Source organism: Brevibacterium sp. H602 (assembly GCF_051172395.1).
Lineage (GTDB): Bacteria > Actinomycetota > Actinomycetes > Actinomycetales > Brevibacteriaceae > Brevibacterium.
Window position 1 is genome coordinate 27,422 of record NZ_JBPIZD010000006.1, and the last position, 25,857, is coordinate 53,278.

Below are 25,857 nucleotides of genomic sequence, written 5' to 3' on the forward strand. Positions count from 1 at the left end.
CCTATGAACAGATCAGCCCTCAGTCCTCGAGTCGCGAGTCCGAATCCCCGACAGATGACGGCTCCCCGCGTCCTCCCGTGGATCGCTGCCCTGCTCACCATGACCTTCTGGGCGTCGTCCTTTGTCGTCATCCGCGATTCCGGCGAAGCGTTCTCGCCCGGTCCGATGGCGCTGCTGCGGGGCGCGGCCGCAGCCGTGGTGCTCTCCGTCTGGATGCTCTTCCGCCGCCCGAGGTTCCCCTCCGGCAAGGTCGTCTGGCTGATCCTCGCACTCTGGGGCATCGCCTGGTTCTCCGCCTACGTCGTCGTACTCAACGCCGCAGAGCGGTCGATCGATGCCGGAACCGCCTCGATGATCGTCAATATCGCACCGCTGATCATCGCCGTCTTTGCCGGCCTCGTCTTCGGAGAAGGGCTGCCGAAGCGCCTGCTCATCGGCATCATCGTCTCCCTGCTCGGAATCGGGCTGATCACGACCGCCAGCTTCACCGGCTTCTTCACCGTCGGCGGCCTCGTCCTCAGCCTCGTCGCCGCAGTGCTCTACGCCGCCTGCGTGCTGCTGCAGAAGCACTTCCTGTCTGGGGAGGATTCGGTGACCGTGACCTGGATGGGAATCCTCGTCGGCGCGCTCGTCAGTCTCATCTTCGCCCCCGGCCTCATCGACGAGGTGGCTGCGGCGCCCATCGAGATGACACTGCAGATCATCTACTTGGGAGTCGTACCGACCGCCATCGCCTTCAACCTCTGGGGGTATGCGCTGAAATCTCTGCCGGCAGGTCTGCTCAGCTCTTCGAGTCTCCTCGTCCCCGCAATCGTCGTCGTAATGGCCTGGATCGTTCTCGGAGAGGTCCCGCCTCCGCTGGCCGCAGTGGGCGGTGTGCTCTGCCTGGCCGGGGCGGCCGCCGCGATCGGGCCGCAGATCATTCGGGCTCTGCGACGGTCGCCGGATCAGCCCGGCAGGGTCTGAGGGTTCAGTCGGGCAGGGTCCGAGAACTCAGCCGAGCTGGGTCTGAGGACTCAGCCCTCGGCCTTGCCCTGACGCCAGTAGCCCATGAACGCGATCTGCTTGCGGTCGACCCCGACTTCCTGGACGAGGTAGCGGCGCAGACGCTTGACCGGTCCGGCCTCTCCTGCGATCCAAGCGTAGAAGGGGCGGTCGTCCTTCTCCGTGGCACTTGAACTGCCCTGAGCCGCCTCGGTGAGGGCCGCTGGAACATCCCAGAGGATCTCTTCGTCGATGTTGACATCGTCGAGTTCCCGGACCTGACCATCCGGCCCGCCGGCCGACCCTGCCGCTCCGGCCCCGATGGGGATCCGGGTCTCCGAACGCACCGCCTCGCGGACGGCAGGTTCGAGGAGCTGACCGAAGTCGGCCTCCCCGCGCGGCAGCCATTCGATCTCGAAGCCGGTGGGCGCGGCGATATCGATGATGTCCTCGGCGCTCGGGACTTCGAGAACGGCCTTGCCCCGCGCCTGGCTGTCCTTGAGCGAATCGAGGATCGAGGCGATGGCGGGCACAGCGGTCTCGTCGCCGGCGAGCAGGATCTGGTTGGCATCTCCCGGGGCGAACTCGATCCCGGCGCACGGAGTCTCCGAGGCACGGGAGGGGCCGATGATATGGAGGCGGTGGCCCACCTCGGCGGCTTCGGCCCACTCGGCCGCCGGGCCCGAGTGGCCGTGCTCATCGGTGTGGAGGACCATGTCGATGACGAGTCTGCGCTCGGCGTCGTCCCATTCGCGCACGGTGTAGGTGCGCATCGCGCCGCGCACCTCGGGGCTGACCTGCAGCCAGGCCTGGTACCAGGACACTCCAGCGGCTTCCTGCTCGGTGAGGAATGCCGGCAGATCGAACTGCGGCGAGGCGGCACGCTGAGGAGGGATGACGAGTTTGATCCGCAGATCACGAGGGTGGGTGTTCGGGCCGAATTCCTCGAGTCCCGCACCCCCGAAAGTCACCCGACGGAAGGACGGGCTGAGGTCTTCGACGGCGAGGACCTCTGCTTCGAAGGCACCGATGGGGGCTCGTGACACTGATTCTCCTTCGCATCCCCAGGACCATGTGGCCGTGAGAGCGTCCCCGCGGGGACGCGTTGTGTTCGTGTGTGCAGCTGTCGTGGATATGTCAACATCCGCAACGCTACTCTACTCTAATTTAGTAAGGCTAGCCTTTCCAAATAGTGCTACGGTGGTCCCGGCGTCACTACAGGCGCACCAGTTCCGTCCCCGTGGGGACGCCCACCGAAAGGCTCTCGATGCGTCGTCGTCAGCTCCTTGCCCTGTCCGTTCTCGCCCCGTTCGCCCTCGTCGGCTGCCGCGGCGAAGCCGATGGCGATGCAGGTGACGGTGCTTCCGGCAGTGCGGGCAGCGCCCCGAACTTCACGTATTCGCCGGAAGGCTATGACGGGCTGACGATCGAACTCGACCGTCCGGCGAAGCGCATCGCCGCGGACTTCTATTCGGCAGCCGGTCTCGCGCAGTACGGAATCACGCCGGTCGCTGTCTTCGGGTTCGGACAGAACGAATCCCCGGGCAAGTCCTTCGACTCGGAAGGAGCCGAGGTCGTCGGCACAGATATGGAACTCGATATCGAGGCTCTCGCCGTCGCCGAGCCGGACATCCTCGTCGCCTACGGCAATGAAGCAGGCGACGGGTGGACCTGGTGGGACGAGAAGGTGAAAGGCCAGGTCAGTGAGCTCGTGCCGTTCGTCCCGGTCAAACTCGGCGGACAGGGCCCCGACGCGATGTTCGCTCAGTACGCGGCCATCGCCGAGGCGCTGGGCAAGGACACGGACACCGGCGCCATCGCCGACAAGCGGAAGGCCTTCGACGACGCTCGGGCACGCATCCGCAGCGTGGCGAAGAAGCAGGACCAGCTGACAGTGCTGCTGGCGAACTTCACCGCAGAGATCAACTACACCTCGAACTCCTTGGGCATCGCCGAGATGCTCAGTGAGGACGGGCTCACCCTCGTTGGCCCCGATGCCACGGGAGAGAGCAGTTGGGCAGAAGTCTCCTGGGAGAAGATGTCGGACTACCCGGCCGACGTCGTCCTCGTCCACGACGCCTCGACCGACTACGAGGACAACCCGGTGTACAAGAGCCTGCCCGCAGTCAAGGAGGACCAGCTCGGCACCTGGGACGACAAACGCGCCTATACCTATGACGGCTACGCGAAATGGCTGAACGAACTCGCCGACGTCCTCGAGTCCGCGAAGAAGATCGTCCAGAGCTGAGGCCCGCACCCCGCCGGGCTACGATCGGGGCATGACCGACCTGCCTGACGAACTCAGCACCGACGAGATCATCCGATCCCTGGCTTCGGGTGCCCCGACTACGTGGCTCCGCTCCACCGGCACCGAGGCGGTCCTGCCCGACCTCGGGGACATGATGGATTCCGCGGCGGCCCGGTTCGACCGCTTCGCGCCCTGGTTCGCCGAGACCTTCCCGGAGGCGGCGACCGTTCCGGTCGAGTTCGCATCGGCGTTTCCAGGTGTCAGCGGCGGAATGATCGAATCGGCGCTGGTTCCGGCGCCTGCGGCGCAGCATCGCCTCGACGGTCTGTTCGGATCCGAGCTGGGCGGACGGCTGTGGCTCAAACGCGACGACTCTCTGCCGGTGAGCGGGTCGATCAAGGCCCGCGGCGGCTTCCACGAGGTGCTCGAATTCGCCGAGGCGGTCGCCGCCGAGCACGGACTCGACTCTTTTGACCCCGCCACCTATTCGACTCGTGAGTTTCGTGAGATCGCCGCGAACCACCGCATCGTCGTGGGTTCGACCGGCAACCTCGGGCTGTCGATCGGGATCCTGAGTGCTCGGCTCGGCTTCGCCGCCTCGGTGCATATGTCAGCCGACGCCCGGGAATGGAAGAAGACGATGCTGCGCGACCACGGGGTCGACGTCATCGAACACGCCGGCGACTTCGTCGAAGCCGTCGATGCCGGCCGCGCTTCGGCGAAAGCTGCCGAGAACACGCACTTCGTCGATGACGAGGACTCCGTGAGCCTCTTCGCCGGATACTCGGTGGCTGCTCTGCGGCTGGAGCGCCAGTTCGCGGCCGCCGGTGTGACCATCGACGAGCAGAATCCGCTCACCGTCTATCTGCCGTGCGGAATCGGTGGCGGGCCCGGGGGAGTGACCTTCGGGCTCAAACGGGTCTTCGGCGCTGCGGCGCGCTGCATCTTCGTCGAACCGAGCCAGGCGCCGGCGATGTTCCTCGGAGTGCGCACCGGTCGGCACAGCGGCATCTCCGTCCAGGACATCGGGCTGTCCGGAGCCACCGCTGCCGACGGACTCGCGGTCGCCCGCCCGTCACGCTTCATCGGACCGACGATCGGGCCGCTCATCTCCGGTTTCGCCGCGGTCCCCGACGAGGTCATCCGGGCTGGAGTCGGCGTGCTCCATGAGACCGACGGCATCGATGTCGAACCCTCCGCCACCGCAGGGCTGACCATTCCGTGGCGGATGGGCGAGGCGGCGGCTCGGTCCTCGACCGGGGTCCACCTCGTGTGGCTCACCGGTGGGGCGATGGTCCCCGGCGACGAACGCGTCGCCTACGTCGACGACGGACTGGGGCTCGTCGAACGGATCAGCAGCCCCGCCTCGGCGATCTTCGTCGACTGAACGGCGTGCCCCGGGCGGGTTACGCCGCCTCGGTCACCAGTCCCAGGGGTCGTCGTTGACGGTGATGACGATCTTGCCGTCGACGATCTCGGCCGTGCCGTTGAGGTCGAAGGACACGGTGTCATCGAAGGGTTCGGACTCGTCGAACATGTCATAGCTGCCAGTCACGAGCGCCTCACCGGAGGTGTCCGAGGAGATCAGCCACGCCGGACCGCCGTTCGGACCGGTCGCGTCCTCGGGGTTCGAATACTGGTCGGCGCCCATGGAGTCATCGGCGACGGTCACCGTCGGATACGACGAGATCGACCAGGTGAGGCCGGTGGCGTCATAGCTTTCGGCCAGCGAGGATCCGAACGGACACCCGTCGGGCTGGGCGACCGTCTTCTTCGCGCAGCTGTCGATGAGGGTCTTGACCTGCTTGTCGACCTCGCTGCGGAACGCGTCCGAGGGATGGGCGGCGAGCAGCGGCGTCTCCTCGCCCTCCATGTTCGCGTCATCGCCGAGGAACGCCCGCACCTCGACCGCGTCGGCGGTGATGAGATCGGACCTCTCGGCCAGGTCGATCGTGTAGAGACCGGGGAAGGCCGGCAGGGACAGGGTCGACCCGTCGCTGTCGACGTCGATTCCGTTGACCTTGACCTTCTTGAGGCCGGGAGTGTCGACGGTGAGAGTGAGCAGGTCCGGGCTCTTGAGCGCCCAGTCGTCGAAGAACAGCGCCTTCTTCCCCGCTTTGTGCAGGGTCAGGGTGCTGTTGCCCTTGGAACCGCCGACATCGTAGGTGACTGCGACCGTCGCCGTGTCTCCTGAGATCTCGGCGTCTTCGACGGTGACATCGTCGGGCAGTGCCTTCGAGCCGCCGAGGACGTCGTTGGTCAGCAGGGTGCGTGACTCCTGCGGAACGTCGACGTCGGCGACCTTGAGTGCACCTTCGGCGTCACCGTCGGAGAGCTCCGAGAAGTACTTCTCCACCGTCGCCTCGGGGCCGAACATGTGCCCGTTGAGCTGGGTGACGACGATGATCGCGGCCACGAGGAGGAGGGCGGCACCGCCGGCGACGACTGAGACGAGCTTCGCCTTCTTCTTGTCGAAGGGTTGGGCCGGACCCGCGTACGGCTGCGCGGCGTACATTCCCTGCGGAGCCGAGTACGACTGCTGACCGGCCGAACCCGACCTTCTTCTCCAAGGACTCCGAGGATCCCGACACCGTCGCCTCCACGACTGAGCCGACGAGCACCGCCAGTGATGACAGTTCGGCCACGGCCAGCTCAGCACCCGAACCCACCGAGTCCGAATCGGCGCTTCCCGACGACCCGAAGAAGGCACTCAAACAGCTCGCCGACTCCGACGGACAGACAGCGAAGAGCGAACTCAACGGCAAATGGGTGCCGCAGCTGAGTTCGAAGAAGGTCGGTCTCGAAGCCGAAGGGAAGACCTGGGACGAAGAATCGATCCTCGAGGAGTTCGAAGGACTGCGCGAAGAGTTCCCCCGCGTGAAGCTCATCTGGTCCGGCGATTTCAGCAGCTTCAAAGAAGACAACTTCTGGGTGACCGTCGTCGGCATCGGCTACGACGATCCCGAAGACGCCCTGTCCTGGTGCTCATCGCACGGTCTCGGCCCCGACAGCTGCTATGCCAAACAGCTCAACACCTCCGGCGGCCACGAAGGAACGACCCGCCTGCAGGACTGAGACCTCGAGCCGGTCCGACCGACGACTCCATCGCCGAGGCGGCCCGCTTGTCTCATGCCCAGATGGCTTGACGAAGGGCCACCTGAGCGGCTCAACCGTGGATTCGCCGCCGGTTGTTCACCGCGAACACCGCAATGCCGATGACGAGCCAGATCGCCCCGATGACCAGGGCCAAAGGATTCGCGCTGACGAGCACTGCGATGAGCAGAGCGGCGCCGATGACCGGAATGACGCCGTGGTTGAACCAGTTGGGAGTCTCGCTGCCCTGCTTCTTCACGAGGAAATATCCGACCACCGAGGCCTGAAGGAAGATGAACGCCGTCAGCGCCCCGACGTTGACGATCGAGGTCAGCTGGTCGAGACCATCGGCACGGGTCGCCGCCCACCCGGCCACGATGACATTGCCACCGGCGGCCACGAGGATTCCCTTCCACGGAACACCGGTCTTCGGGGCCACCTCGGCGAGGAATTTCGGCACCTGACGCGACCGTCCCATGTCCATGAGTATGCGGGAGCCAGCGGCCTGACCGATCATCGCGGAGAACGCCGCACCCACGGCCTTGGCCAAGGCGAGCAGCCAGTGCAGCCACGGGCCGAGAGTCGAGTCGACGGCGTCGTAGTAGGCGGCACCCTCGAGCGCGGGGTCGGCCTGCAGGTCCGCCGGAGTCAGCGGCGAGAGCAGACTGCCCACCCAGGTCTGCGCGACGAAGAAGACACCGGCCAGCACGAGGCAGATGAGCGTGGCCCGGCCGACGATCCGCGGACCGCCCTTGGCCTCCTCGGAGAATGTCGCGAGCGAATCGAAGCCGAGATACGACAGGACGGCCACGGACGCGGCCGCGAGCACCGCGGTCACGGAGAACGCATCGACCCCGGTCAGCGGCGTCAGCCATCCCCGCGTCGGGCCGTGCTGGATGAGGTAGGCGATGCCGAGGACGAGGACCAGGGCGAGGACGGCCACCTCTGCGAGGACGACCCCGGTGATCACGCGGGAGGCGACCTTGACCCCGGCGAGATTGAGCCCGGTGGTGAGGATGACGGCCACGGCCACGAACACCCAAACGGGCAGCGCGGGGAAGATCGAGTTCAGGGCGATCCCGGTGAACAGATAGGCGACCGAGGGGATGAAGAGATAGTCGAGGAGGATCATCCATCCGGCGACGAAGCCGGCCGGTTTTCCGATTCCCGCCGAGGCGTAGGCGAACACCGTGCCCGCGCGGGGGACCTCCCGTGACATGCGCATATAGCTGACCGCGGTGAAGGCCATGACGATCGTCGCGACGATGTAGACGAGTGCCACGGCTCCGCCCGAGCGGGCATCGAGGGTGCCGAATACGCCGACGGCGGCCGCGGGACCGATGAAGACGAGTCCGAAGAAGACGAGCTCGCTCAGACCGATCGTGCGTTTGAGGCTCCCACCCTGCGCCGAGGCGGCCGTGCCCCCGGGTGCGGAAGCCTGAGTTTCGTTGTCGGACCGGCCGTCGGCAGTCGTGTCATCCATCGTGGTGCCGTCCCTTCGAAGCGAGGCCCGATTCGCCGTGGTCAGTCCACTGTCCGCGATCGGTGAGTGTGCGCTTCAACTCTACGCGCAGGTCATGGCGTGGTTTCGAGTCCCGATAGGATCGGAAGAGACGAAGGAGGCCCGGATGACCTATCACCCGCAGATGATCCAGCCCGGTGGGGTCCCGCCGGGAGGTGTGCCCGCGAAGAAACCGTCCGTGGTGCCGGGAATCCTCCTCATCATCGCCGGAGTCCTCGGCCTCGGGGTGGGACTGTGCATCCTCGTCATCCCGATGTTCCTGTTCCTCCTCGGAGGCGGTGGCAACGTCGACGCCTTCGACGATTTCGCCTCCGGCTTCTACACCACCGGATTCGTAGTGGCTGTCATATCCGTTCTGGTGCTCATCGCCGGGATCGTGCTCACCACCGTCGTCGCGCGGAAGCGGCGTCGAATGCGACCGCAGATCTGGAGGGTCATGCCCCCTGGCGGGCCGCAGTTTCCGCAGACTCCCGGAGGACCTCCAACGCCGAGGCGATGATCGGCTGAGCGCCCGAACCGCGGCGGATGCCCGAGAGGATCTTCCGCGACGGCACCGGATCACCGCGCAGCGGCACACGCACCACATCGAAGCCGTCCGGCAGACGTGCCAGGCGAGGAATGAGCGCGACACCGAGTCCTGCCGAGACCAACGACGCCCCCGTCTCCCACTCCCGTGACTGATGGGCCTGTTCCGGTTGGAAGCCGGCAGCCGCACACGCGGTGCGCACCAGACGGTGATACGGCGAACCCGACCGGTCGAGGATCCAGGACTCCTCGGCGGCCTCGCTCAACGCCACCGTCGACTTCTCTGCCAGGCGATGTCCGACGGGAACCAGCAGATCGAGGCGATCGCTGAACAGCGCCGACTGCTCGAAACGGGGATCGCTGCGCGGCGGCAGCGGGTCGGTGGCCACGACCACGGCGACGTCGGCATGGTCGGAGATGAGAAGGTCGAAGCACTCCTCGGGGTCGGCTTCGATGATCGTGACCTCGGCGCCCGGGAATCGCTCCATCACCGTCAGGGCTGTCGGTGGAAGCAGCGCGGCCGCGGCAGTGGAGAAGCCGCACAGGCGCAGCCGTCTGGTGCGCGTGTCCAGGCCGGTGCCGAGGCCGTCGAGCTCACCTCGGATCTCCTCCCACCTGGTGAAGAGCTCCTGCGAGCGTTCGAGGAGGAGCTGACCGGCGCGAGTGAGGACGAGTCCGCGACCGCGCGGTTCGACGACGCGCACGCCGAGATCTTTCGACAGGCCTCTGAGCTGGTGCGATACGGCTGAAGGGGTGTATCCGAGGCGGTGAGCCGCCTCGGTGAGGGTGCCGACTTCGGCAAGGACCCGAAGGACGTGGAGACGCGGATCGATCATGCAATAGTATTGCACGTTTCGGATGAAGAAGATTCGCTTTTCTTCAGCAAACCTCTGGCGGACACTGGGGGCAGGAGCACGAACTCCGCGGTCGCGGTCGGCGAAGGAGCCGGCAGGAGAAGCGGCCGACGCGATCACAACGAGGTGGTGGACGAATTGACTCTGGCACCAGAGCAGAAGCGGACCGATTCCAGCACGAGCGGACCCGCCGGGTCGGGTGCGGCCGCCGGATCGGGCGGGCACGGCAGGACCGATATCGACCGGCTCATCGACGAACGTGTGCCCGGCTATTCGCTGGCGGCGCCGTTCTACATCAGTCCGGAATTCTTCGCGCGCGATATCGAGGCGATCTTCGCCTCGACGTGGATCTTCGTTGCATCAAGCGCCGAAGTACCAGAGCCCGGCGACTACCTCACGATCGACATCGGTGCCTATTCGGTCATCGTCATCCGCGATGACGACGGTGAGATCCGGGCACACCACAATGTCTGCCGCCACCGGGGCACGCGGCTGCTCAATGATCTGTCCGGTTCCGTGGGCAACATCGTCTGCGGCTACCACCAGTGGACGTACACGCCGTCGGGCGAACTCATCTCCGCCGGTGTCCAAGCTCCCGGTTTTGATCGGTCCTGCTTCTCGCTGCGCTCGGTGAACCTCCGCGTCATCGGCGGGCTGATCTTCATCTGCCTCAGCCCCACCCCACCGGACGACATCGACGAGGTGGCCGAGGTCATCGAGCCCTATCTGACCGGGCATGACATCGCCGGGACGAAGGTGGCTGCGCAGAGTGACCTCATCGAGGACTCGAACTGGAAGCTCGTCATGGAGAACAACCGCGAGTGCTACCACTGCGAAGCCGGCCACCCGGAGCTGACGTGCACGTTCTTCCCCACCTACGGCTACGAACCAGACGAGATTCCCAAGCGATTGCAGCCGGCGTACCAGCGGTACCTCGACGCCGAGGACCAGCTGCATGCCGACTGCGACCGCAACGGCCTGCCCTATGCCCTCGTCGAGGAGCTGAGCGGACGGCCCACCGGATTCCGGATCGAACGGGCAGCTCTCGACGGGAAGGGCGAGTCGTACACGATGGACGGATCGGCCGCCTCGGCGAAATTATTGGGCAACCTCGACACTTTCGTTCTGGGCCGGGCCTCGCTGCACGTGCAGCCGAACATGTGGTTCCACGCGATGGGTGACCACGTGGTGACGTTCAGCTTGCTGCCGTTGGCCGAGGATAAAACGCTGGTGCGCACGACCTGGCTCGTCCACGCCGATGCGGAAGAAGGCGCCGACTACGACCTCGACAACCTCACGACGGTGTGGCTCAAGACGAACGAACAGGATGCGACCTTCTGTGAACGCGGGCACCTGGGCATCTCGTCGCCGGCGTACGTGCCGGGACCCTATGCCCCCACCGAATCGCAAGTCGATGACTTCGTCACCTGGTACATCGAACGGCTCAAGGCCCATCGAGAACAGCGAACCGTGCGGTTGGAAGGAGCTGAGCGACGATGAGGTACCGCCATTCGACATTCGCCCAGGCTGCATCCGCGCCCGTGGGCAAGGCGACGTTCCGAGTGCCCACTCGGGGCAGGCGACCCGCACTCGCGGCCGCCTTAGAGTCGGCCTTCGATACGGCCGCCCCGCCGGCCTTCGATACGGCAGTCGAGACCGCGCTCGCCGCGCCGGTCGACCGGGTGCCCGCTGCATCGGATGGCCCGATGCTCGCCGAACTGCAACTCGACCCGGAACTGCTCACCGGCCCCGTCGAGGTCACCGGAATCACCCAGGTGACCCACGACGTGAAGACCTTCGAGCTGCGGGCGGGATGGATGACCGCCGTTGACTTCGCGCCGGGTCAGTATGTGACGATGCGCATCCCCGAGCTCGGCCTTGAGCGCTGCTATTCGATCTCCTCGGCGCCCTTCGGCACGAACATCTTCACCGTCACGGTCAAGCGCGTGGCAGGGGGAGCGGTGTCGACTCATCTGCACGAGAACGTGCGGGTCGGCGATCAGCTGCACGTGGACGGGCCGTACGGGCTGTTCAGCACGAGCTTTCACCAGGCCGAACGTCACCTCTTCCTCTCCGCCGGCTCCGGAATCACCCCGATCATGTCGATGGTGCGCAGCCTGCTGGCCAGACAGGGAGGGCTGGGCACCGACATCGTCTTCGTCCACAGCGCCTCGACGCCGCTGGACATCATCTTCCGCGCCGAGCTCGAACAGCTCGCTGAAGTCGCCGGAGTCAGCGTCACCATCCTGTGCTCCCGGGATTCCGAGGCCGAGACCTGGACCGGTCGGCGGGGTCGGATCGATGCGTCCACCCTCGCCGAGGTGGTCCCCGACGCGGCCGACCGCGAAACCTTCGTGTGCGGGCCGGGTCCGTATATGGAAGCGGTACGACCCCTGCTCGCCGAGGCGGGGGTGGCATCGGCGCGAATGCATGAGGAATCGTTCGTCTTCGCCACGTCACCTGCCGACCGTTTGGCCAAGGCAGGTGCGAGAGCCAAAGCCGCCGGAGCCGGCGTCGTCGGCGGCACTGGAGTGAGCCACGTCGTCGAGTTCGCGGTTTCCGGGCGCGTGGTCGACTGTGATGAGTCCACGACAGTCCTCGACTCTGCTCTGGACGCCGGACTGTCGGTGCCCTCATCCTGCTCGGAAGGCGCGTGCGGAACCTGCAAGTCCGTGCTCGTCAGCGGCGAAGTCGAGATGAAGCATGCAGGCGGAATCCGGCCGAAGGAGATCGCTGCGGGCAAGTTCCTGCCCTGCTGCTCGACCCCGCTGACCGACCTCGTCATCGAGAGGTGAGCTGCCTGCTCAGTGCTTGAGCTTCGTCTCCTTCAGCCCATAGGTGCCGAGGACGTAGGGTTCGAAGCCGACGACATCCCGGCTCATTCCGTACAGTGCCCGCTGGTAGGCGATCGGTACGATCGGGGCCTCGTCGGCGACCTGCTGCTGGATCTGGGCGTAGAGCTCGTTCTGTTTCTTCGGGTCCTCTTCGGCCACGGCCTGCTTGGCCCATTTCTCCACGTCGGGGTTGGCATAGCCCGAACGAACCCCGGAGTCGTCGGTGACGGCGAGGAAGTTGATCATCTGCGAAGTGTCGGAGACATCGGACGTCGCATAGCTGACCTGAACTTGGAAGTCGCCGTTCGTGCGGTTCGTCGTCAGAGTCGCATCGTCGAGCTTTTGGACGTGAACGGTCAGGCCGATGTCCTGCCACGCCTGCTGGGCGATCTGCGCCAGCAGCTCACGATCGGCGACACCCGAGGGAATCTGAATAGTGATGTCGATTCCGTTTGGATGATCAGACTCCTTGACCAGCTGTTCGGCCTTCTCCATGTCGAACTGGCTGCTGTCGACCTCGTCCGAATGACCCGCGAGGCCGGGGGAGATGAACGAGGTCGCGGGTTCGGCATAGCCGGCGTAGACCACCTCGACGATGGACTTGCGGTCGACCGCATACGACATAGCACGGCGCAGCTTGGGATCGTCGAGTCCCTTCTCCTTGTTGTTGATGTTGAAATAGAGGATCTTCGTCGAGGTGAAGGCCTGGGCATTGATGTCCTGAGAGCGCGAAAGCTGACTCATGCTCAATGGAGCAGGCTCCTGATTGATATCGGCCTGGCCGCCCTGCAGCTGCAGGCGACGAGTGTTGTCATCGGCGACGACGTTGAAGGTCACGGAATCCAGAGAGGGGACGTTGTCCTCCCAGTAGTCCGGATTCTTCACCAGCTCGAGGCTCTGTCCCTTTTTCCAACTGCCGACCTCGAACGGCCCGGTGCCGTCTGCGTGCGCTGCCATGTACTCGGCGTCGTGTCCGCCGAAGTCATCGGGGTAGATCGATGCGGCGAACAGAGCCATATAGCTGGGCAGGGGACCCCACGGCTGCTTCAGGTCAATGCGCACCGTGTGGTCATCGACTTTCTTCACGTCTTTGATCGGGTCGAATTCGGCTGCCCAGAGATTGTTCTCATCCTCCTGATCCCGCGCATAGTTGAGGGAGAAGACGACATCGTCGGCGTCGAGGGTCTTGCCGCTGTGGAATTTCACTCCCTCGCGCAGGTGGAAGGTCCAGGACATCTTGTCCTTCGATTCTTCCCAATCGGTTGCCAGCCCCGGTTCGACCCCGGATCCGTCGGGTTTGTTGAGCGTGAGAGTCTCGTAGACCTGCTGGAGCGTCCAGATGTCTTCATTCTGGGTCGTCGTGGGTGGCAGCAGAGTTGTGGCATCGGCGGCGCGAGCGAAGACGAGGTCGCCTCCGGGCCGGGCAGTCTTCTCTCCTGATGAACTGCACCCTGCGAGGACCAGGAGGCAGGCACAGAGCGCGGCAGTCACCGCTGCGAATCTCTTGGCCATCACCCTTCCCCTCTTCGGATCCGATCGAGGTAAGCGCTGTCGAAGGTGGGTATCGCCTTCAGCAGTGTCTTCGTGTAGTCGTCGCGCGGGGAACTGAAGATCTCCTCGGTGGTGTTCTCTTCGACGAGACGTCCGTTGTGGATGACGTAGATCCGCTCGCACAGCTTCTTGACGACCGCCAGGTCATGGGAGATGAAGAGGATTGACAGGTCGAGTTCCTCGCGCAGTCGGGCGAAGAGTGCGACGATCTCAGCTTGAACACTGACGTCGAGGGCGGAGACGGCCTCATCGGCGACGATGATGCTGGGCTCGACGGCAAGCGCTCGGGCGATCGCCACCCTCTGCCTCTGCCCTCCCGACATAGCGGTCGGGGTGCGGTCGAGGAACTCCTCGGGAAGCCGCACCATCTCCATGAGCTCCGCACACCTGGCCCGCAGAGCGGCACCGGAGGCGAGACGATGATGGCGGATCACCTCGGCGAGGGTCGCCCGCACCGTATAACGGGGGTCGAGGGAGGCGAAGGGGTCCTGGAAGACCATCTGCACGATCCGCCACTGTGCGCTCGTGCGCTTCTGTGCGAACTCCCGACCGTCGACGCTCACCGTGCCGTCGTAGTCGCGCTGGAGTCCGCAGATGACTCGGGACAGGGTCGATTTTCCCGAACCCGATTCGCCGACGAGTCCGACGATCTCGCCCGGGAGGACCTGCAGGTCGGCGGAATCGACCGCGGTGAAGGCGCGGTCACCACGTCCGAAGGTGACGGTGACGTTCTCGGCGCGCAGACCGCGCACCGGCGCCGACGAAGGCTGAGTCTCGGTCATCGTGTCTCCTCGGCAAGGCCCGCATCGTCAACGTCCTCATCGATGCGCGGAGTCGCTGTCAGCAGTCGACGCGTGTACTCCTTCTGGGGATCGTCGAAGACCTCCTGCAGCACACCGTGTTCGACGATCTGCCCGTCCTTCATCACACTGATCGACGAGCACAGCTGAGCGACGACCGCGAGGTCATGGGTGACATAGAGCAGCCCGAGACCCTCGTCCTGCTGCATGGTGCGGAAGAGATCGAGCACCTGTGCCTGGATCGTCACGTCGAGCGCCGTCGTCGGTTCGTCACAGAGCAGGACCTGCGGCTCCTGCGCCAACGCCGCTGCGATCATCACGCGCTGACGCATTCCACCCGAGAGTTGGAACGGGTAGTGTCCGGCTCTGTGGTCGGGGTCGGTGATGCCGACACGGTCCATGAGCTCAACGGCGAGGTCGTGGGCCTGCTTCTTCGACAGTCCTCTGCGCTCGGCGATGGCATCGGTGATCTGGCGGCCGACCTTCATCACCGGGTTGAGCGCGATGGCCGGTTCCTGGAACACCATCGAGATGCCGGTGCCGCGGATGCGCTGATCGAATCGTCCGCCAGGCCCGGAGCTGAGGATATTGCGACCGTCGAACCGGATCTCTCCGTCGACGACGGACGCGCCGGGCGGGAGCATTCCGAGAATGCTGCGCAGCGTCATCGACTTGCCCGATCCCGATTCGCCGACGAGACCCATCGGCTCACCGGCCTCGAGGCTGATCGACACGTCGTCGAGGATCCGACGCCGTCCGGCCTCTCCGTCGATGTCGACGGTGAGGGAGTCCACTTCGAGGATGGGCATGGTCACCTCTTCGGCTTCAGCGTGTTCGTCAGTCCGTCGCCGATGAGCGCCAGCGCGAAGGACACGATGACGACGGCGAACCCCGGCCACAGGATGAGGCCGTAGTTGCCGGTGCCCATGTACTGCTGACCGTCATTCATCATCTGACCCCAGTCGGCGGTCGGCGGGACGATGCCCATGCCGAAGTAGCTGAGGGTGACGACGACGCCGATGTTGAGCACGATGTCACTCATCGCGTAGATGACGCCCTGGCTGACGGTGTTCGGAATGATGTGGCGGGTGAGGATCCGGGGAGTGCTCAGCCCCGAGGCGCGGCAGGCGGAGATGAACTCCTGCTCTCTGAGGACGAGCACCTCGCCGCGGACGATGCGAGCGTAGGCCACCCAGGAAACGGCGCTGATGGCGACGAAGATGCTGCCCATTCCGTTGCCCATGACGAAGACGAGCACGATGACCAGGACGTAGAACGGGAAGGCCGAGACGATATCGGCCAGGCGCATGATGACGATGTCGACCCAGCGACCGAAGTACCCGGCCAGCGAACCGAGGACCGTGCCGAGGATGAAGGGCACGATGACGGCGACGACAGCGACGATGAGGTCGACGCGACCGCCGTGAAGGAAGCGGGAGAGGACGTCTCGTCCGAGCTGATCGGTGCCCAGTGGGTGCGCGACCGAAGACGGGGCGAAGGTGTTGAGCAGGTCCTGCCGATTGGGGTCGTCGGTGACGAAGAGCGGTCCGACGGCGAGCAGCAGCACCATCGCACCGAGAATGACCGCACCGATCCACAGCTGCAGATTGTGCCGTCGCAGGAATGCCGGCAGGGGAAGCGTGAACCGCGCGGTCGGCGTCGCTCGGGACGCAGTGCCGCCGCGAGTCCGCGGCGGTTTCCCATTGGGGCCACCGGCACCGGTCGCCGTGGGGGAGGTCATCGGTTCGCTCATCATGCCCCCAGCCGCACACGTGGATCGACGATGCTGTAGACGACATCGGTGAGCAGGTAGACGAGGACGACGAGGACACCGAAGATCACAGTCAGCGCCTGCACGACGTCGTAGTCGCGAGCGAGGACGGCTTCCATCAGGAGTGAGCCGACACCGGGGATCGCGAAGACGTTCTCGACGACGAGGGCACCGCCGACGAGGTGGCCGACCTGGATGCCGAGGATCGAAACACCTGTGATTCCGGCGTTGCGGAAGGCATAGTCGATCACCGTCCGCTTCCTGCTCAGTCCCTTCGACAGGGCGAAGTTCGTGTACTCGGCCGACATCGAATCGTTCAGTGCGGCCGTGAGGCTGCGGATGAGCACGGGGCAGATCGTCAGTGCGACAGCGAGACCGGGCAGGACGAGGGAGTAGAGGTGCTCACCGAAATTGCTGCCGTAGCCGCCGACCGGGAAGATGCCCAGGTTCACCCCGAGGACGAGGATGAGCAGGGTGCCGACGAAGAAAGCCGGCATGCCCTGGACGGTGGCGGCGAAGACCCTGGACACGATCGCCGAGGCGGCAGATCGTTTCGCCGCCACCCACAGTGACAGCGGGACGGAGATGACGACAGCGAACACCAGAGACACGAGCATGAGCAGCAGGGTGGCCGGCATCCGCAGCTTCAGCAGCTCGAGGACGGAGGTCTGGAAGATGAATGACTGTCCGAAGTCACCGACGAGGAGGCCCGCGAGGAACTGGAGATACTGGATGATCATCGGTTCGTCGAGACCCCAGGCCCGACGAAGCTGAGCGACGTTCTCCGGAGTGGCTTTGTCGCCGAGATAGGCGGCGGCGGGGTCCCCGGGGGCAAGCTTCATGAGGATGAAGGACAGCGTGGCGACACCGAGGACGATCGGGATCATCAGCAGCACACGCCGGAGGATGTACTTGCCCACGGCTGGCCTCCTGCGACTCCCAAGTGTGACCTGGATTACACCTGTCAGTCTATTCGCACCACGCCTTGCCTCTGCGATCCGGGATGCGGCGTGTCGGTCCCTACTGTGAGGCGATCGCGGTGACGATCGTCTGAATCTGAGGGGTCAGCTCGTCGAGTGCGCGCTCCTGTCTGTGCAGCCACTGGTCGATCTGTGCGGCGATAGAACTGCCATGACCGCCTCGGCACGGGTTCGGATCAGATCGGGCTCGGGTGCGTTCGCGTCCGACGACTCGGGGGCCCCGGTCGTCCAGGTGTCGGTGATGAGGATCTCCACGTGGCGCCGCCAGAAGGGGTAGGTCTCTCGGTCGAAGCGTCCTTTCGGGGAGCTGCTTTCGGTGAGGAGCACGAGGTCGAGATTGCGCGCGATGTGGTTGAGGTAGGCGGCGACGAACGCGGCCGCCGGTGGACTCGGTCAGCTGCTCACCCAGATTGCGGTGCTCAAGGGAGCCACAGTGATCGGCACGACCTCCTCCGAGGCCAAAGCGGAAATCGCCCGGAAGAACGGCACCGCCCACATCTTCGGCTACGAGGACTTCGCCGAGAGGACCCGCGCGGTCACCGACGGCCGGGGCGCCTCGGTCGTCTACGACGGGGTCGGCAAGACCACCTTCGACGGCGGCCTCGAAGCCGTTGCCACCCGCGGCACCATCGTCGTCGGCAACGCCAGCGGACCGGTCGATCCGGTCGACGTCAATACCCTCAACACCTCGGGCTCGCTCTTCCTCACCCGCCCCACCGTCGCCGACCATGTCCGGACCCCGGAAGAGCTCCGCACTCACACGGACGAGATCTTCGGCTGGATCCGCAGCGGAGACCTCAAGATCGATATCGGCGACCGGTTCCCCATCACCGAGGTGGCCGCCGCCTTCACAGCGCTCGAGTCCCGGGCGACGACCGGAAAGATCATCCTCGAGCACTGATCGACGAGGAACGGAGACTCACCGCAGCACGAACCCGGGCACGAGATCATCGAGCGGGTCGACCTCGAACGTCGAGGTGGCCACCCGGTGGGCGCCGCCGGTGACGACCGGAATGACGCCGTCGGCGGTCTCCTCGTGGACCTTCGCTCGGAATGTCGTGCCGACGATCGACTCATGGACGAGCGTCTGTCCAGCGCTGAGCTCACCCGCGGCATGGAGAGCGGCGACTCGAGCAGCCGTTCCCGATCCGCACGGTGAGCGGTCGACCTGACCGTCGGCGAAGACCGTGACATTGCGCTGATGCAGTTCGCCGCTGGGCAGCGTGCCGAACCGGTCGACGAAGATCGTGCCGTACACCCCGGAGAGCCGGTCATCCTCGGGGTGGACGGTGTCCGGATGATCGGCGAGACCCGCCTTGGCCTCGCGGCCCAAGGCGATGAGCGCGGTGAGATTCTCAGGCACGACTTCGCAGCTCACCTCACCGAGGCGGCCCACCTCGGCGGCCTGAGAGGAACCGGCAGCGGCACCCAACTGAGCGACGTCGACGAGCGCGTAGATCGCCCCGCCCCACGCGAGGTCGACCGTCACCGGGCCCAGGCTCGTATCCACCGTGAGCCCCGAGGCGACGAGGCGGCTGGGCACGTTGACGAAGTCCACCGAGGTGGCCCGCCCTTCGGCGTCCGTGTGCACCTGCGCGCGCACTCGACCCGAGGGCACGTCGATCGTGACCTCCGTGGTCCCGGACGGATCGACGGCGACGATCCCGGCTGACACCGCCCATGCGCCGAGCGCCATCGTCCCGTGACCGCAGGCGGTGGAGAAGCCGTCCTTGTGCCAGAACAGCACCCCGAAATCGGCCCCATCGTCATCGGGTTCAGTGATGAAACCGCCGTACATGTCCGCATGACCGCGCGGCTCGAAGCACAGCAGCCTGCGCAGATCATCGGCCGCCGAACCTGGCACGGCCAGTTCCCGCCGTTGGGCCACACTGCGACCGGGGATCTCGACCGGGGGTTCGGCGACGATCCGGAACGGTTCGCCGGCAGTATGGAAGTCGACACTCGTACAGATCGTCGTCACAGTCTCCGTCACAGCCCCATTCCCACTCTCAGTCCTTCCAGTACCGCCGCATGCACATTGCGGGAGGCGACGGCATCACCGATCCGGTACAGCGCGAACGGGTGCCCCGCCTCGGAGTCGGTGGTGGGATCCGAACCGGAATCCGGCTGCGGTTGTCCGTGAACCCACGCCCCGAGGTCCGTCGCCCCATGGTTCGCCGACCGCGACTTGAGCTCGAAATAGACCTCATCGTTGGGCGTCGTCCCGAAATCGACGACCACCGCATCGGTGACGACCTCCGCCTCCCGATCCGAATAGTCGTTGCGCAGCATCGCCACGATCTCCTTCCCCTCGATCCGCGGCTTCTTCGCCAAACGCTCGCCGAGGCGGACCTCGACTCCGAATTCGGAGAACACCTGAAGATAGGCGGGGGAGTTCATCGACCCGACGTCGATGCCGATCGTGCGTTCGGGACTGACATAGGTGACCTGTTGACCGGCCCGAGCCAGGCGTTCGACGGCGTCGAGCGCCGGGTAGAACCCGTGATCGTCGAAGACGAGCACCCGCTGCTTCGACTTGAGCCGGTCGTCCATGACGTCCCAGACGTCGAAGCTCGGGCCCAGCTCACGGAAGGGATATCCGGCATCGGGAACCCCTCCGGTGGCGACGATGACGACGTCGGGGTCGAGGCCGAGGATGTCGGCCGCCTCGGCGAAGGTGTTCAGTCGCAGGTCGACGCCGTGCTTCTTACACTGCTGGACACGCCAGTCGATGATGCCGATGAGGTCGCGGCGGCGCTGCGAGCGGGCGGCGATGCGGACCTGCCCGCCGGGGGCGTCCTCCGCCTCGAGCAGGGTCACCCGGTGACCGCGCACGGCCGCGACACGGGCGGCTTCGAGCCCGGCCGGTCCGGCGCCGATGATGACGACATGCTTGGGTCCGGTCGTGACGTCGTGAGGAACCTCCTGCGGCAGATCGGCCTCCCTGCCGGTGGCGGGATTGTGGATGCAGGTGGCCGAACCGGAGGTGTAGATCGAGTCGAGGCACATGTTCGCGCCGACGCAGGGACGGATATCGTCCTCACGACCTTCGGCCACCTTGCGCGCCAGGTACGGGTCGGCCAGCTGCGCCCGGGTCATCCCGACGAGGTCGAGGCAGCCATCGGCGATCGCGAACCGGGCGGTCGCGGCATCGGAGATGCGCGCGGCGTGGAGGACGGGGATGTCGATGGCCTCGCGGATGCGGCGGCACGTTTCGAGCCAGGGTGCCGAGGGGGTGCCCATGCCGGGGATCGCCTCGGCGAGCTGACGGTCCGAGTTGATCATTCCGACGTTGAGGTTGAGGAAATCGATGCCGTGATCGGTGTAGGTTCGCAGGATCTCGGTGGCCCTCGCCTCGTCCATGCCGTCTTTGCGACGCTCGTCGACGGCCATGCGGATGCCGAGGACGAAATCATCCGGTACAGCGGCGCGCACGGCGTCGATGATGCGCATCGGGAACTTGATGAGATTCTCCAGTTCGCCGGAGAATTCGTCGTCGCGGTCGTTGAGCCACGGGGCGAGGAAGGAATCGAGCAGGTGACCGGCGTGCATGACCTCGAGTCCGTCGAATCCGGCGGCGGCCACGCGTTCGGCGGCGGATGCGAAGTCCGCGACGATGCGATCCATATCGAAGTCCTCGAGCGCCTTCGTGAATGACCGGTGCGCGGCTTCCCGAGTCCGAGAGGCCGAGACCAGCGGCAGCCAGTCGCCGGCGAAGTTCGAGGAACGGTGGCCCAAATGGGTCGCCTGGATCATGATCGCCGCGCCCTCGTCGTGACAGTCTCCAGCGATCGCGGACAGCCACGGAACCACCTCGTCGGTGGACAGGTCGATATTGCCGAACGCGGCCGGCGAGTCCTTCGACACGATGGCCGAACCGCCGATCATCGTCAGCCCGACACCACCGCGGGCCTTCTCCCGGTGATAGAGGCGGTAGCGGTCCTTCGGCATGCCGAGCTCGGTGTACGCGGGCTCGTGCGAGGTCGAGACGATGCGGTTGCGCAGCATGAGTCTGCCGAGCTCGAAGGGCTGGAGCAGCGGATCGGCGGACGCGTCGGTCGCAGCCGTGGTCGGTGCGGGTGTGCCGGTTGCGGGGTCGGCGGTCATGGGTTCCTCCTTCATTGCAGGAACGTCACTGTGAGTGTGGCTCCGTGGCGGAGTCCGGGTGGGTAATCGATTACCGACTACTTAGTTCAATGGTGCGATCTCGCGGTTATGCTGTCAATAGTCGGCGAGCCGATCGCGACTGTGAAGTCATGGCAACCGCGATTCGATGAGGAGTGTGCGATGGAGCGAGTGAGACCGCAGGCCGAATCTCTGCGCGAGCAGGCACTGGGCATCATCCGCGATGCCATCACCTCCGGTGAGCTCGCCGAGGATCGCATCTATTCGGCAGCGGGCCTGGCCAAGCAGCTCGGCATCTCACTCAGTCCGGTGCGCGAGGCGATGATGGCGCTCGTCACCGAGGGGACCGTCGAGGCCGTGCCCAATCGCGGCTTCCGTCTGGTCACCATCACCGAGGCGGACCTCGAGGAGATCATCGCCATCCGCGTTCTCCTCGCGGTCCCCGCCGCCCGCAGCCTGGCCGAGGCCGGCAGCGATGACATCGTCGGTCGCGGCCTAAAAGCTGACGGCGTGCAGGCGGTGACGGACGGGTCGGTGACCGAGACCGGCGGGGCAGCGACCAAATCCGAGGCGATCGTCCGACTGCGCGAACTCGCCGAGGCGACCGTGGACGCGGCCGAGGCCGGCGAATCCGCCGAGTTCTATACGCAGGACCGCAGGTTCCATGAGGCTCTGCTCGAGCACGGCCTCGGCGGGCGTGCCGCCGCGATCAGCCTGCGCCTGCGCGATCAGTCGCGCCTCTACCGACGCCAGGATCAGATCGGGGCCATCGCGGTCGATTCCGCTCGCGAGCTGCCGAGGATCGTCGACCTCATCGAGTCCGGGAACGCCGCCGAGGCGGCCGACCTCGTCACGTCGAACCTCTACTTTTTCAAACGCGTCCCGGCTGACGCCGACGGCGAAGGCTGAGACGCGCTGCGGCGAATCGGTACACCTTTTTCTCAACTGCACACGGAGGAACGTGAGCAGTTCAGAGAAGACAGTGCCAAAAGACCCTTGACTGCCTGTCCACGCCCGCGAACCGCACCGAGAAACGACGAAACGACGCTGGGCCGCCCCGAAACGGGATGGCCCAGCGTCGTTGCACTCGATCAGGCATCGCAGCCGATCAGGTTCTCACCTCGTTCAGGCGGGTGCCTTGTCCGGGTCGATGTCGACGATCGGCATGGACTCGATGTCCATATCCGGGTTGTCGGCCTGGGTGCGAGCCAGCTCCTCGGCCTCCTCGTGGGTGTTCACCGTCGGGAACGAGCCCGGCAGCGGTCGGTGCGCCGATTCCTTCATGAGCAGCACGGCGACGAGTGCGACGACCGAGAAGAACATGATGTAGAACGCGGGCATGTACGAGTTGCCGGTGACATCGATGAGCGCCTGGGCGAACAGCGGCGTGGTGCCGCCGAACAGAGAGACGCCGAGGTTGAACGTCAGACCCATCGCACCGTAGCGCGACGCGGTCGGGAACAGCGCCGGCAGCGTCGAGGCCAGGCAGGCGATGTAGAAGCCGGCTGGCAGGGCGACCATGAACAGAGCCACCATCACTGCCCACATCTCACCGATCTGCATGACAGCGAACGCGGGAACGATGAGGACGATCGTCATGATGGCTGCTGCCAGGAAGACGAACTTGCGGCCCATCTTGTCGGAGAGCTTGCCGATGAGCGGCAGGCACAGCGACATGATGACGAGAACCGGGATCGTGGCCACGGCCGCCTGGACATTCGAGACCTTGACGGTCTCCTCCAGGTAGGTGGGCATGAAGCTCGTCAGCGCGTATCCGACCGTCTGGGAGCCTGCGACGACGGCGATGCCGATGAGGATCTCTTTCCAGAAGTGACGGATGACGCCGATGAGGCCGTGGCGGGCGTACTTGTCGTCCTTGACCTTGACGTCGCGGCCGGCTTCCTCGCTCGATTCGAAGCTCGGGGTCTCCGGGATCTTCAGACGGAACCAGATGGCGACGGCGCCGAGCGGGATGGCGATGAGGAACGGGATCCTCCAGCCGCCGTCGAGCATGGCGTTCTCGCCGTTGATGGACGTGGTGATCACGGTCGTGAGGGCCACGGTTCCGGCGCCGGCGGCGAAGCCCAGGTAAGAGCCGACATCGAGCCACGAGGCCCAGTAGCCGCGGGACTTGTCCGGAGCGAACTCCGAGACATAGGTGGTGGCACCGGCGTACTCGCCGCCGGTGGAGAAGCCCTGGATCATCTTGAGCAGGTAGAGGGGGACGATCACCCACAGGCCGACCTGGGCCGCGGTGGGCAGGACGCCGATGAGGGCGGTGGCGGTGGCCATCGTGGCCATCGTGAAGAACAGGACCTTCTGGCGGCCGATCTTGTCACCCAGCGGTCCGAGCACCATGCCGCCGAGCGGGCGGACGAGGAAGGACACGGCGAAGCCGAGGAGGGTCACGAGCAGACCCATCTGTCGGTCCATGCCTTCGGTGAAGACGGAGGTCATCGTCACGGCCAGGTAGCCGTAGACGCCGAAGTCGAACCATTCCATGAAGTTGCCGACTGTGGTGCCACCGATGGCGGTGCGGATCGATTTGGTTTCGACGACGATGCAGTCATCGGCCTCGAACCGCTTCTGTTTCTTTATTGCACGCCGTTCCTTGCGGGTCGGCTTCTTGTCTTTCTGCGCGGGTCTGTCGTGGCCTTCTGACATCAGTGGTTCCTCGTTTCAGCTGCTGCTAGGCAAGTTGCAGGGCCGAGTCGCCGGAATGGTGCGAACTCTGCGCGGCAGTTGCTGTCGGATTTCGACAATGCAGAACATCCTTGCTTGGTACTCAGGGAGTGTCAACAAAAATTGTGACACAGTTCACGATGAATGCGCCGGATGGCAGATAGCTTCGTTGAAATTCGTCCAGTGGTCCAGAAAATACGCAAGAAGGATGCTGTCTAATTCGCAGTGGCACTTGTCCAGTGGCGTTGTCGGCAGCGACCGGCGGACACGGTGCGGCCCGTGATTGCGCGGAGATCAGTTCCTGACGACGCGATAGGTCTCGAGGCCGGGATCGACGGCGCCGCGGACGTGGCCGGACGGACTCGCCGCCACGGCCTGGAGGAAGTCGACGGTGTCGGCCGTGATCTCCTCGCCGGGCAGGACATTGGGGATCCCGGGCGGGTACGCGGCCAGCGAGCTCACGCTCACTCGTCCGACCGCCTCGGCGGCGGTGACGAGTTCGGAATCGGCGAAATACGCCTCACGCGGGGTCATCGCCAACCGGCCGGCCGTGGGCAGCGGCGGGAGGGCGGCTGCCGGGCTCGTCGCCGTGGCGGAGTCCGCGGTCTCGAGGCGCAGGGACTCCAGTGCGTCGATGAGGCGGCCGATGTCCGGGGACTTTCCGATGCCGATGAGGGCGACGAGGGTGGTCGCTGTCGACATCTCGGGGAAGATGTCGAACTCCTCGGCCAGGCGTTTGCGCACCGTGTGGCCGTCGAGTCCGGTGGCGGTGATGTCGATGGGCAGGCGGAACGGGTCGATGTCGACGACGTCGGCATGGCCGAGGAACTCGCCGGACAGCAGGTGGTAGCGGTCGGTGGCCTCGATCTGCGCGCGGATGTGGCGGATGTTCTCCAGCGAGTTCGTGATCGCCTCGGTCGAGGTCATGAGTGCGCGGCGGGCGAGGTCGATCGAGGCCATGAGGTGGGCGTTCTCGCTCGTCGAAGCGGTCATCATGAATGCCCGGGCCAGTGCCGGTTCGAGGCGATCGGCGAATTCGGTGTCGCCGAGGTGGAGCAGTGCGGACTGGGTGAGCGAGCCCGCGAGCTTGTGCGTGCTCATGATGACGATGTCGGCGCCCTGGGTGACGGGGGAGGCCGGCAGGTCAGGGTGGAAGCCGAAGTGGGCACCCCAGGCGGCGTCGATGATCAGTGCCGCACCTGCTTCGTGCGCCGCCTCGGCGAGGGCTTCGACGTCGGCCACGGCGCCGAAGTAGCTCGGGGTCACGAGGTAGACGGCGGTCACGGGCTCGGGGTGATTGCGGATGGCGTGGCGCAGGGCGTCGGGGGTGACGCCGTGGGCGATGCCGTTGACCTCGTCGACGTTGGGGTAGACGAAGCCGGGGTTGAGGCCTGCCAGCACGATGCCGTCGATGAAGCTCGAATGCGCGCTGCGCTGGGCGACGACACCGGACCCGAGGGTGCCGATGGCCAGGGCGGCCATGCGGTTGCCCTGCGAGGAGCCGTTGGTGAGGAACCAGGTGCGGCGGGCGCCCCAGGCTTCGGCGGCCAGCTGCAGGGCTTCGTCCTTCGGGGTGTCGACGCCGAGGTCGATTCCGTCGAAGAGCGGGGGGATGTCCAGGGATAGGGTGTGCTCGCCGAAGAATTCGGCTTGACCTGCGGAGATACCCTCGGTCGTGCCTCCATGTCCGGGGGTGGACAGGAACAGCGAGTTGCGGTCGGCCGCGTGCGCCAGTGCTTCGGCATAGGGCGCGCGTGACTGCGTGAGGGCAGGATGCATCGGCGACCCCGAGGAGGAGTGCGGGGCCGGGGGCATGGGGGAGTCCTGGTGCACGGTCATGCGTCCAGATTAAAGAGGCGAGCAGGTACGGGAGAATAGCAACTTTCCT

At 65.6% G+C, this 25,857-nt stretch carries 22 protein-coding genes; 9 read left to right on the forward strand and 13 right to left on the reverse strand.

Going from position 1 to position 25,857, the window contains the following annotated elements; all coding sequences use genetic code 11:
• Positions 1 to 3 precede the first annotated feature (3 nt).
• A complete protein-coding gene (locus ACSBQT_RS05975) occupies positions 4 to 966 on the forward strand; it encodes a DMT family transporter (RefSeq protein WP_410709267.1) in 963 nt (320 codons plus the stop codon).
• Positions 967 to 1,016: 50 nt separating this feature from the next.
• Here the strand turns inward: ACSBQT_RS05975 and ACSBQT_RS05980 are convergent, their stop codons facing one another.
• Positions 1,017 to 2,030, reverse strand: coding sequence for a siderophore-interacting protein (locus tag ACSBQT_RS05980; protein WP_410709266.1), 1,014 nt, complete (start codon positions 2,028 to 2,030; stop codon positions 1,017 to 1,019).
• Between the two features lie 221 nt (positions 2,031 to 2,251).
• Here ACSBQT_RS05980 and ACSBQT_RS05985 point away from each other — a divergent pair, with 221 nt between their 5' ends.
• Together ACSBQT_RS05985 and ACSBQT_RS05990 are read left to right on the forward strand one after the other, a co-directional pair.
• Positions 2,252 to 3,232 (forward strand): ABC transporter substrate-binding protein, encoded by a 981-nt coding sequence (locus tag ACSBQT_RS05985; RefSeq protein WP_370034812.1) that lies wholly within the window; start codon positions 2,252 to 2,254, stop codon positions 3,230 to 3,232.
• 31 nt (positions 3,233 to 3,263) lie between these two features.
• Positions 3,264 to 4,619 (forward strand): D-serine ammonia-lyase, encoded by a 1,356-nt coding sequence (locus ACSBQT_RS05990; protein WP_410709265.1) that lies wholly within the window; start codon positions 3,264 to 3,266, stop codon positions 4,617 to 4,619.
• Between the two features lie 33 nt (positions 4,620 to 4,652).
• Here ACSBQT_RS05990 and ACSBQT_RS05995 read toward each other — a convergent pair whose 3' ends face one another.
• Complete coding sequence (locus ACSBQT_RS05995) at positions 4,653 to 5,747, reverse strand: hypothetical protein (RefSeq protein ID WP_410709264.1); 1,095 nt, start codon at positions 5,745 to 5,747, stop codon at positions 4,653 to 4,655.
• 254 nt (positions 5,748 to 6,001) lie between these two features.
• Here ACSBQT_RS05995 and ACSBQT_RS06000 point away from each other — a divergent pair, with 254 nt between their 5' ends.
• Positions 6,002 to 6,307, forward strand: a complete 306-nt coding sequence (locus ACSBQT_RS06000; RefSeq protein ID WP_410709263.1) for a hypothetical protein — start codon at positions 6,002 to 6,004, stop codon at positions 6,305 to 6,307.
• A gap of 91 nt (positions 6,308 to 6,398) precedes the next feature.
• Here the strand turns inward: ACSBQT_RS06000 and ACSBQT_RS06005 are convergent, their stop codons facing one another.
• Positions 6,399 to 7,808 carry an APC family permease gene (locus ACSBQT_RS06005; RefSeq protein WP_410709262.1) on the reverse strand — a complete coding sequence of 470 codons (1,410 nt, stop codon included), beginning with the start codon at positions 7,806 to 7,808 and terminating at the stop codon, positions 6,399 to 6,401.
• 145 nt (positions 7,809 to 7,953) lie between these two features.
• Here ACSBQT_RS06005 and ACSBQT_RS06010 point away from each other — a divergent pair, with 145 nt between their 5' ends.
• Positions 7,954 to 8,346: a hypothetical protein gene (locus ACSBQT_RS06010; protein ID WP_410709261.1), complete on the forward strand. Its 393-nt coding sequence runs from the start codon at positions 7,954 to 7,956 to the stop codon at positions 8,344 to 8,346.
• Here ACSBQT_RS06010 and ACSBQT_RS06015 read toward each other — a convergent pair.
• On the reverse strand, positions 8,282 to 9,208 hold the full coding sequence (locus ACSBQT_RS06015) for a LysR family transcriptional regulator (RefSeq protein ID WP_410709260.1): 927 nt from the start codon (positions 9,206 to 9,208) through the stop codon (positions 8,282 to 8,284). The two genes, ACSBQT_RS06010 and ACSBQT_RS06015, sit on opposite strands and share 65 nt — an antisense overlap.
• A gap of 156 nt (positions 9,209 to 9,364) precedes the next feature.
• Here ACSBQT_RS06015 and ACSBQT_RS06020 point away from each other — a divergent pair, with 156 nt between their 5' ends.
• A complete protein-coding gene (locus ACSBQT_RS06020) occupies positions 9,365 to 10,726 on the forward strand; it encodes an aromatic ring-hydroxylating oxygenase subunit alpha (RefSeq protein WP_410709259.1) in 1,362 nt (453 codons plus the stop codon).
• Positions 10,723 to 12,021: an FAD-binding oxidoreductase gene (locus ACSBQT_RS06025; protein WP_435001097.1), complete on the forward strand. Its 1,299-nt coding sequence runs from the start codon at positions 10,723 to 10,725 to the stop codon at positions 12,019 to 12,021. The genes ACSBQT_RS06020 and ACSBQT_RS06025 overlap by 4 nt, the downstream gene beginning before the upstream one ends.
• Before the next feature lie 9 nt (positions 12,022 to 12,030).
• On the opposite strand, the gene ACSBQT_RS06030 is transcribed toward ACSBQT_RS06025, so the two are convergent.
• The 5 genes from ACSBQT_RS06030 to ACSBQT_RS06050 are packed head-to-tail and all read right to left on the reverse strand — an operon-like array spanning position 12,031 to position 17,102.
• On the reverse strand, positions 12,031 to 13,572 hold the full coding sequence (locus ACSBQT_RS06030; protein WP_435001099.1) for an ABC transporter substrate-binding protein: 1,542 nt from the start codon (positions 13,570 to 13,572) through the stop codon (positions 12,031 to 12,033).
• Positions 13,572 to 14,393 (reverse strand): ABC transporter ATP-binding protein, encoded by an 822-nt coding sequence (locus tag ACSBQT_RS06035; RefSeq protein ID WP_435001100.1) that lies wholly within the window; start codon positions 14,391 to 14,393, stop codon positions 13,572 to 13,574. Before ACSBQT_RS06035 ends, ACSBQT_RS06030 begins: the two co-directional genes overlap by 1 nt.
• The gene (locus ACSBQT_RS06040) at positions 14,390 to 15,220 is read right to left on the reverse strand and encodes an ABC transporter ATP-binding protein (protein WP_410709254.1); all 831 of its coding nucleotides are present in this window, start codon (positions 15,218 to 15,220) and stop codon (positions 14,390 to 14,392) included. Before ACSBQT_RS06040 ends, ACSBQT_RS06035 begins: the two co-directional genes overlap by 4 nt.
• Before the next feature lie 2 nt (positions 15,221 to 15,222).
• Positions 15,223 to 16,152, reverse strand: coding sequence for an ABC transporter permease (locus tag ACSBQT_RS06045; protein ID WP_139909407.1), 930 nt, complete (start codon positions 16,150 to 16,152; stop codon positions 15,223 to 15,225).
• 11 nt (positions 16,153 to 16,163) lie between these two features.
• Positions 16,164 to 17,102 (reverse strand): ABC transporter permease, encoded by a 939-nt coding sequence (locus ACSBQT_RS06050; RefSeq protein ID WP_435001102.1) that lies wholly within the window; start codon positions 17,100 to 17,102, stop codon positions 16,164 to 16,166.
• Positions 17,103 to 17,559: 457 nt separating this feature from the next.
• Between ACSBQT_RS06050 and ACSBQT_RS06055 the strand changes: the two genes are divergently transcribed.
• On the forward strand, positions 17,560 to 18,063 hold the full coding sequence (locus ACSBQT_RS06055) for a zinc-binding dehydrogenase (RefSeq protein WP_435001174.1): 504 nt from the start codon (positions 17,560 to 17,562) through the stop codon (positions 18,061 to 18,063).
• A gap of 18 nt (positions 18,064 to 18,081) precedes the next feature.
• Here the strand turns inward: ACSBQT_RS06055 and ACSBQT_RS06060 are convergent, their stop codons facing one another.
• Together ACSBQT_RS06060 and ACSBQT_RS06065 are read right to left on the reverse strand one after the other, a co-directional pair.
• Positions 18,082 to 19,155: a proline racemase family protein gene (locus ACSBQT_RS06060; protein WP_435001103.1), complete on the reverse strand. Its 1,074-nt coding sequence runs from the start codon at positions 19,153 to 19,155 to the stop codon at positions 18,082 to 18,084.
• On the reverse strand, positions 19,152 to 21,269 hold the full coding sequence (locus ACSBQT_RS06065; RefSeq protein ID WP_435001105.1) for an FAD-dependent oxidoreductase: 2,118 nt from the start codon (positions 21,267 to 21,269) through the stop codon (positions 19,152 to 19,154). The genes ACSBQT_RS06060 and ACSBQT_RS06065 overlap by 4 nt, the downstream gene beginning before the upstream one ends.
• A gap of 180 nt (positions 21,270 to 21,449) precedes the next feature.
• Between ACSBQT_RS06065 and ACSBQT_RS06070 the strand changes: the two genes are divergently transcribed.
• On the forward strand, positions 21,450 to 22,196 hold the full coding sequence (locus tag ACSBQT_RS06070; protein ID WP_435001107.1) for a GntR family transcriptional regulator: 747 nt from the start codon (positions 21,450 to 21,452) through the stop codon (positions 22,194 to 22,196).
• Positions 22,197 to 22,412: 216 nt separating this feature from the next.
• On the opposite strand, the gene ACSBQT_RS06075 is transcribed toward ACSBQT_RS06070, so the two are convergent.
• Positions 22,413 to 23,951, reverse strand: a complete 1,539-nt coding sequence (locus ACSBQT_RS06075) for an MFS transporter (RefSeq protein WP_435001108.1) — start codon at positions 23,949 to 23,951, stop codon at positions 22,413 to 22,415.
• A 312-nt stretch (positions 23,952 to 24,263) separates the two neighbouring features.
• On the reverse strand, positions 24,264 to 25,808 hold the full coding sequence (locus ACSBQT_RS06080) for an aminotransferase class I/II-fold pyridoxal phosphate-dependent enzyme (protein WP_410709245.1): 1,545 nt from the start codon (positions 25,806 to 25,808) through the stop codon (positions 24,264 to 24,266).
• Between the last annotated feature and the right edge of the window lie 49 nt (positions 25,809 to 25,857).

Bases quoted from the DNA above. Each gene is read 5' to 3' on its own strand.
- ACSBQT_RS05975 (WP_410709267.1), top strand. From the start codon at position 4: ATGAACAGATCAGCCCTCAGTCCTCGAGTCGCGAGTCCGAATCCCCGA.
- ACSBQT_RS05985 (WP_370034812.1), top strand. From the start codon at position 2,252: ATGCGTCGTCGTCAGCTCCTTGCCCTGTCCGTTCTCGCCCCGTTCGCC.
- ACSBQT_RS05990 (WP_410709265.1), top strand. From the start codon at position 3,264: ATGACCGACCTGCCTGACGAACTCAGCACCGACGAGATCATCCGATCC.
- ACSBQT_RS05995 (WP_410709264.1), bottom strand. From the start codon at position 5,747: ATGTACGCCGCGCAGCCGTACGCGGGTCCGGCCCAACCCTTCGACAAG.
- ACSBQT_RS06005 (WP_410709262.1), bottom strand. From the start codon at position 7,808: ATGGATGACACGACTGCCGACGGCCGGTCCGACAACGAAACTCAGGCT.
- ACSBQT_RS06010 (WP_410709261.1), top strand. From the start codon at position 7,954: ATGACCTATCACCCGCAGATGATCCAGCCCGGTGGGGTCCCGCCGGGA.
- ACSBQT_RS06015 (WP_410709260.1), bottom strand. From the start codon at position 9,208: ATGATCGATCCGCGTCTCCACGTCCTTCGGGTCCTTGCCGAAGTCGGC.
- ACSBQT_RS06025 (WP_435001097.1), top strand. From the start codon at position 10,723: ATGAGGTACCGCCATTCGACATTCGCCCAGGCTGCATCCGCGCCCGTG.
- ACSBQT_RS06030 (WP_435001099.1), bottom strand. From the start codon at position 13,572: ATGGCCAAGAGATTCGCAGCGGTGACTGCCGCGCTCTGTGCCTGCCTC.
- ACSBQT_RS06035 (WP_435001100.1), bottom strand. From the start codon at position 14,393: ATGACCGAGACTCAGCCTTCGTCGGCGCCGGTGCGCGGTCTGCGCGCC.
- ACSBQT_RS06040 (WP_410709254.1), bottom strand. From the start codon at position 15,220: ATGCCCATCCTCGAAGTGGACTCCCTCACCGTCGACATCGACGGAGAG.
- ACSBQT_RS06045 (WP_139909407.1), bottom strand. From the start codon at position 16,152: ATGACCTCCCCCACGGCGACCGGTGCCGGTGGCCCCAATGGGAAACCG.
- ACSBQT_RS06065 (WP_435001105.1), bottom strand. From the start codon at position 21,269: ATGACCGCCGACCCCGCAACCGGCACACCCGCACCGACCACGGCTGCG.
- ACSBQT_RS06070 (WP_435001107.1), top strand. From the start codon at position 21,450: ATGGAGCGAGTGAGACCGCAGGCCGAATCTCTGCGCGAGCAGGCACTG.
- ACSBQT_RS06075 (WP_435001108.1), bottom strand. From the start codon at position 23,951: ATGTCAGAAGGCCACGACAGACCCGCGCAGAAAGACAAGAAGCCGACC.
- ACSBQT_RS06080 (WP_410709245.1), bottom strand. From the start codon at position 25,808: ATGACCGTGCACCAGGACTCCCCCATGCCCCCGGCCCCGCACTCCTCC.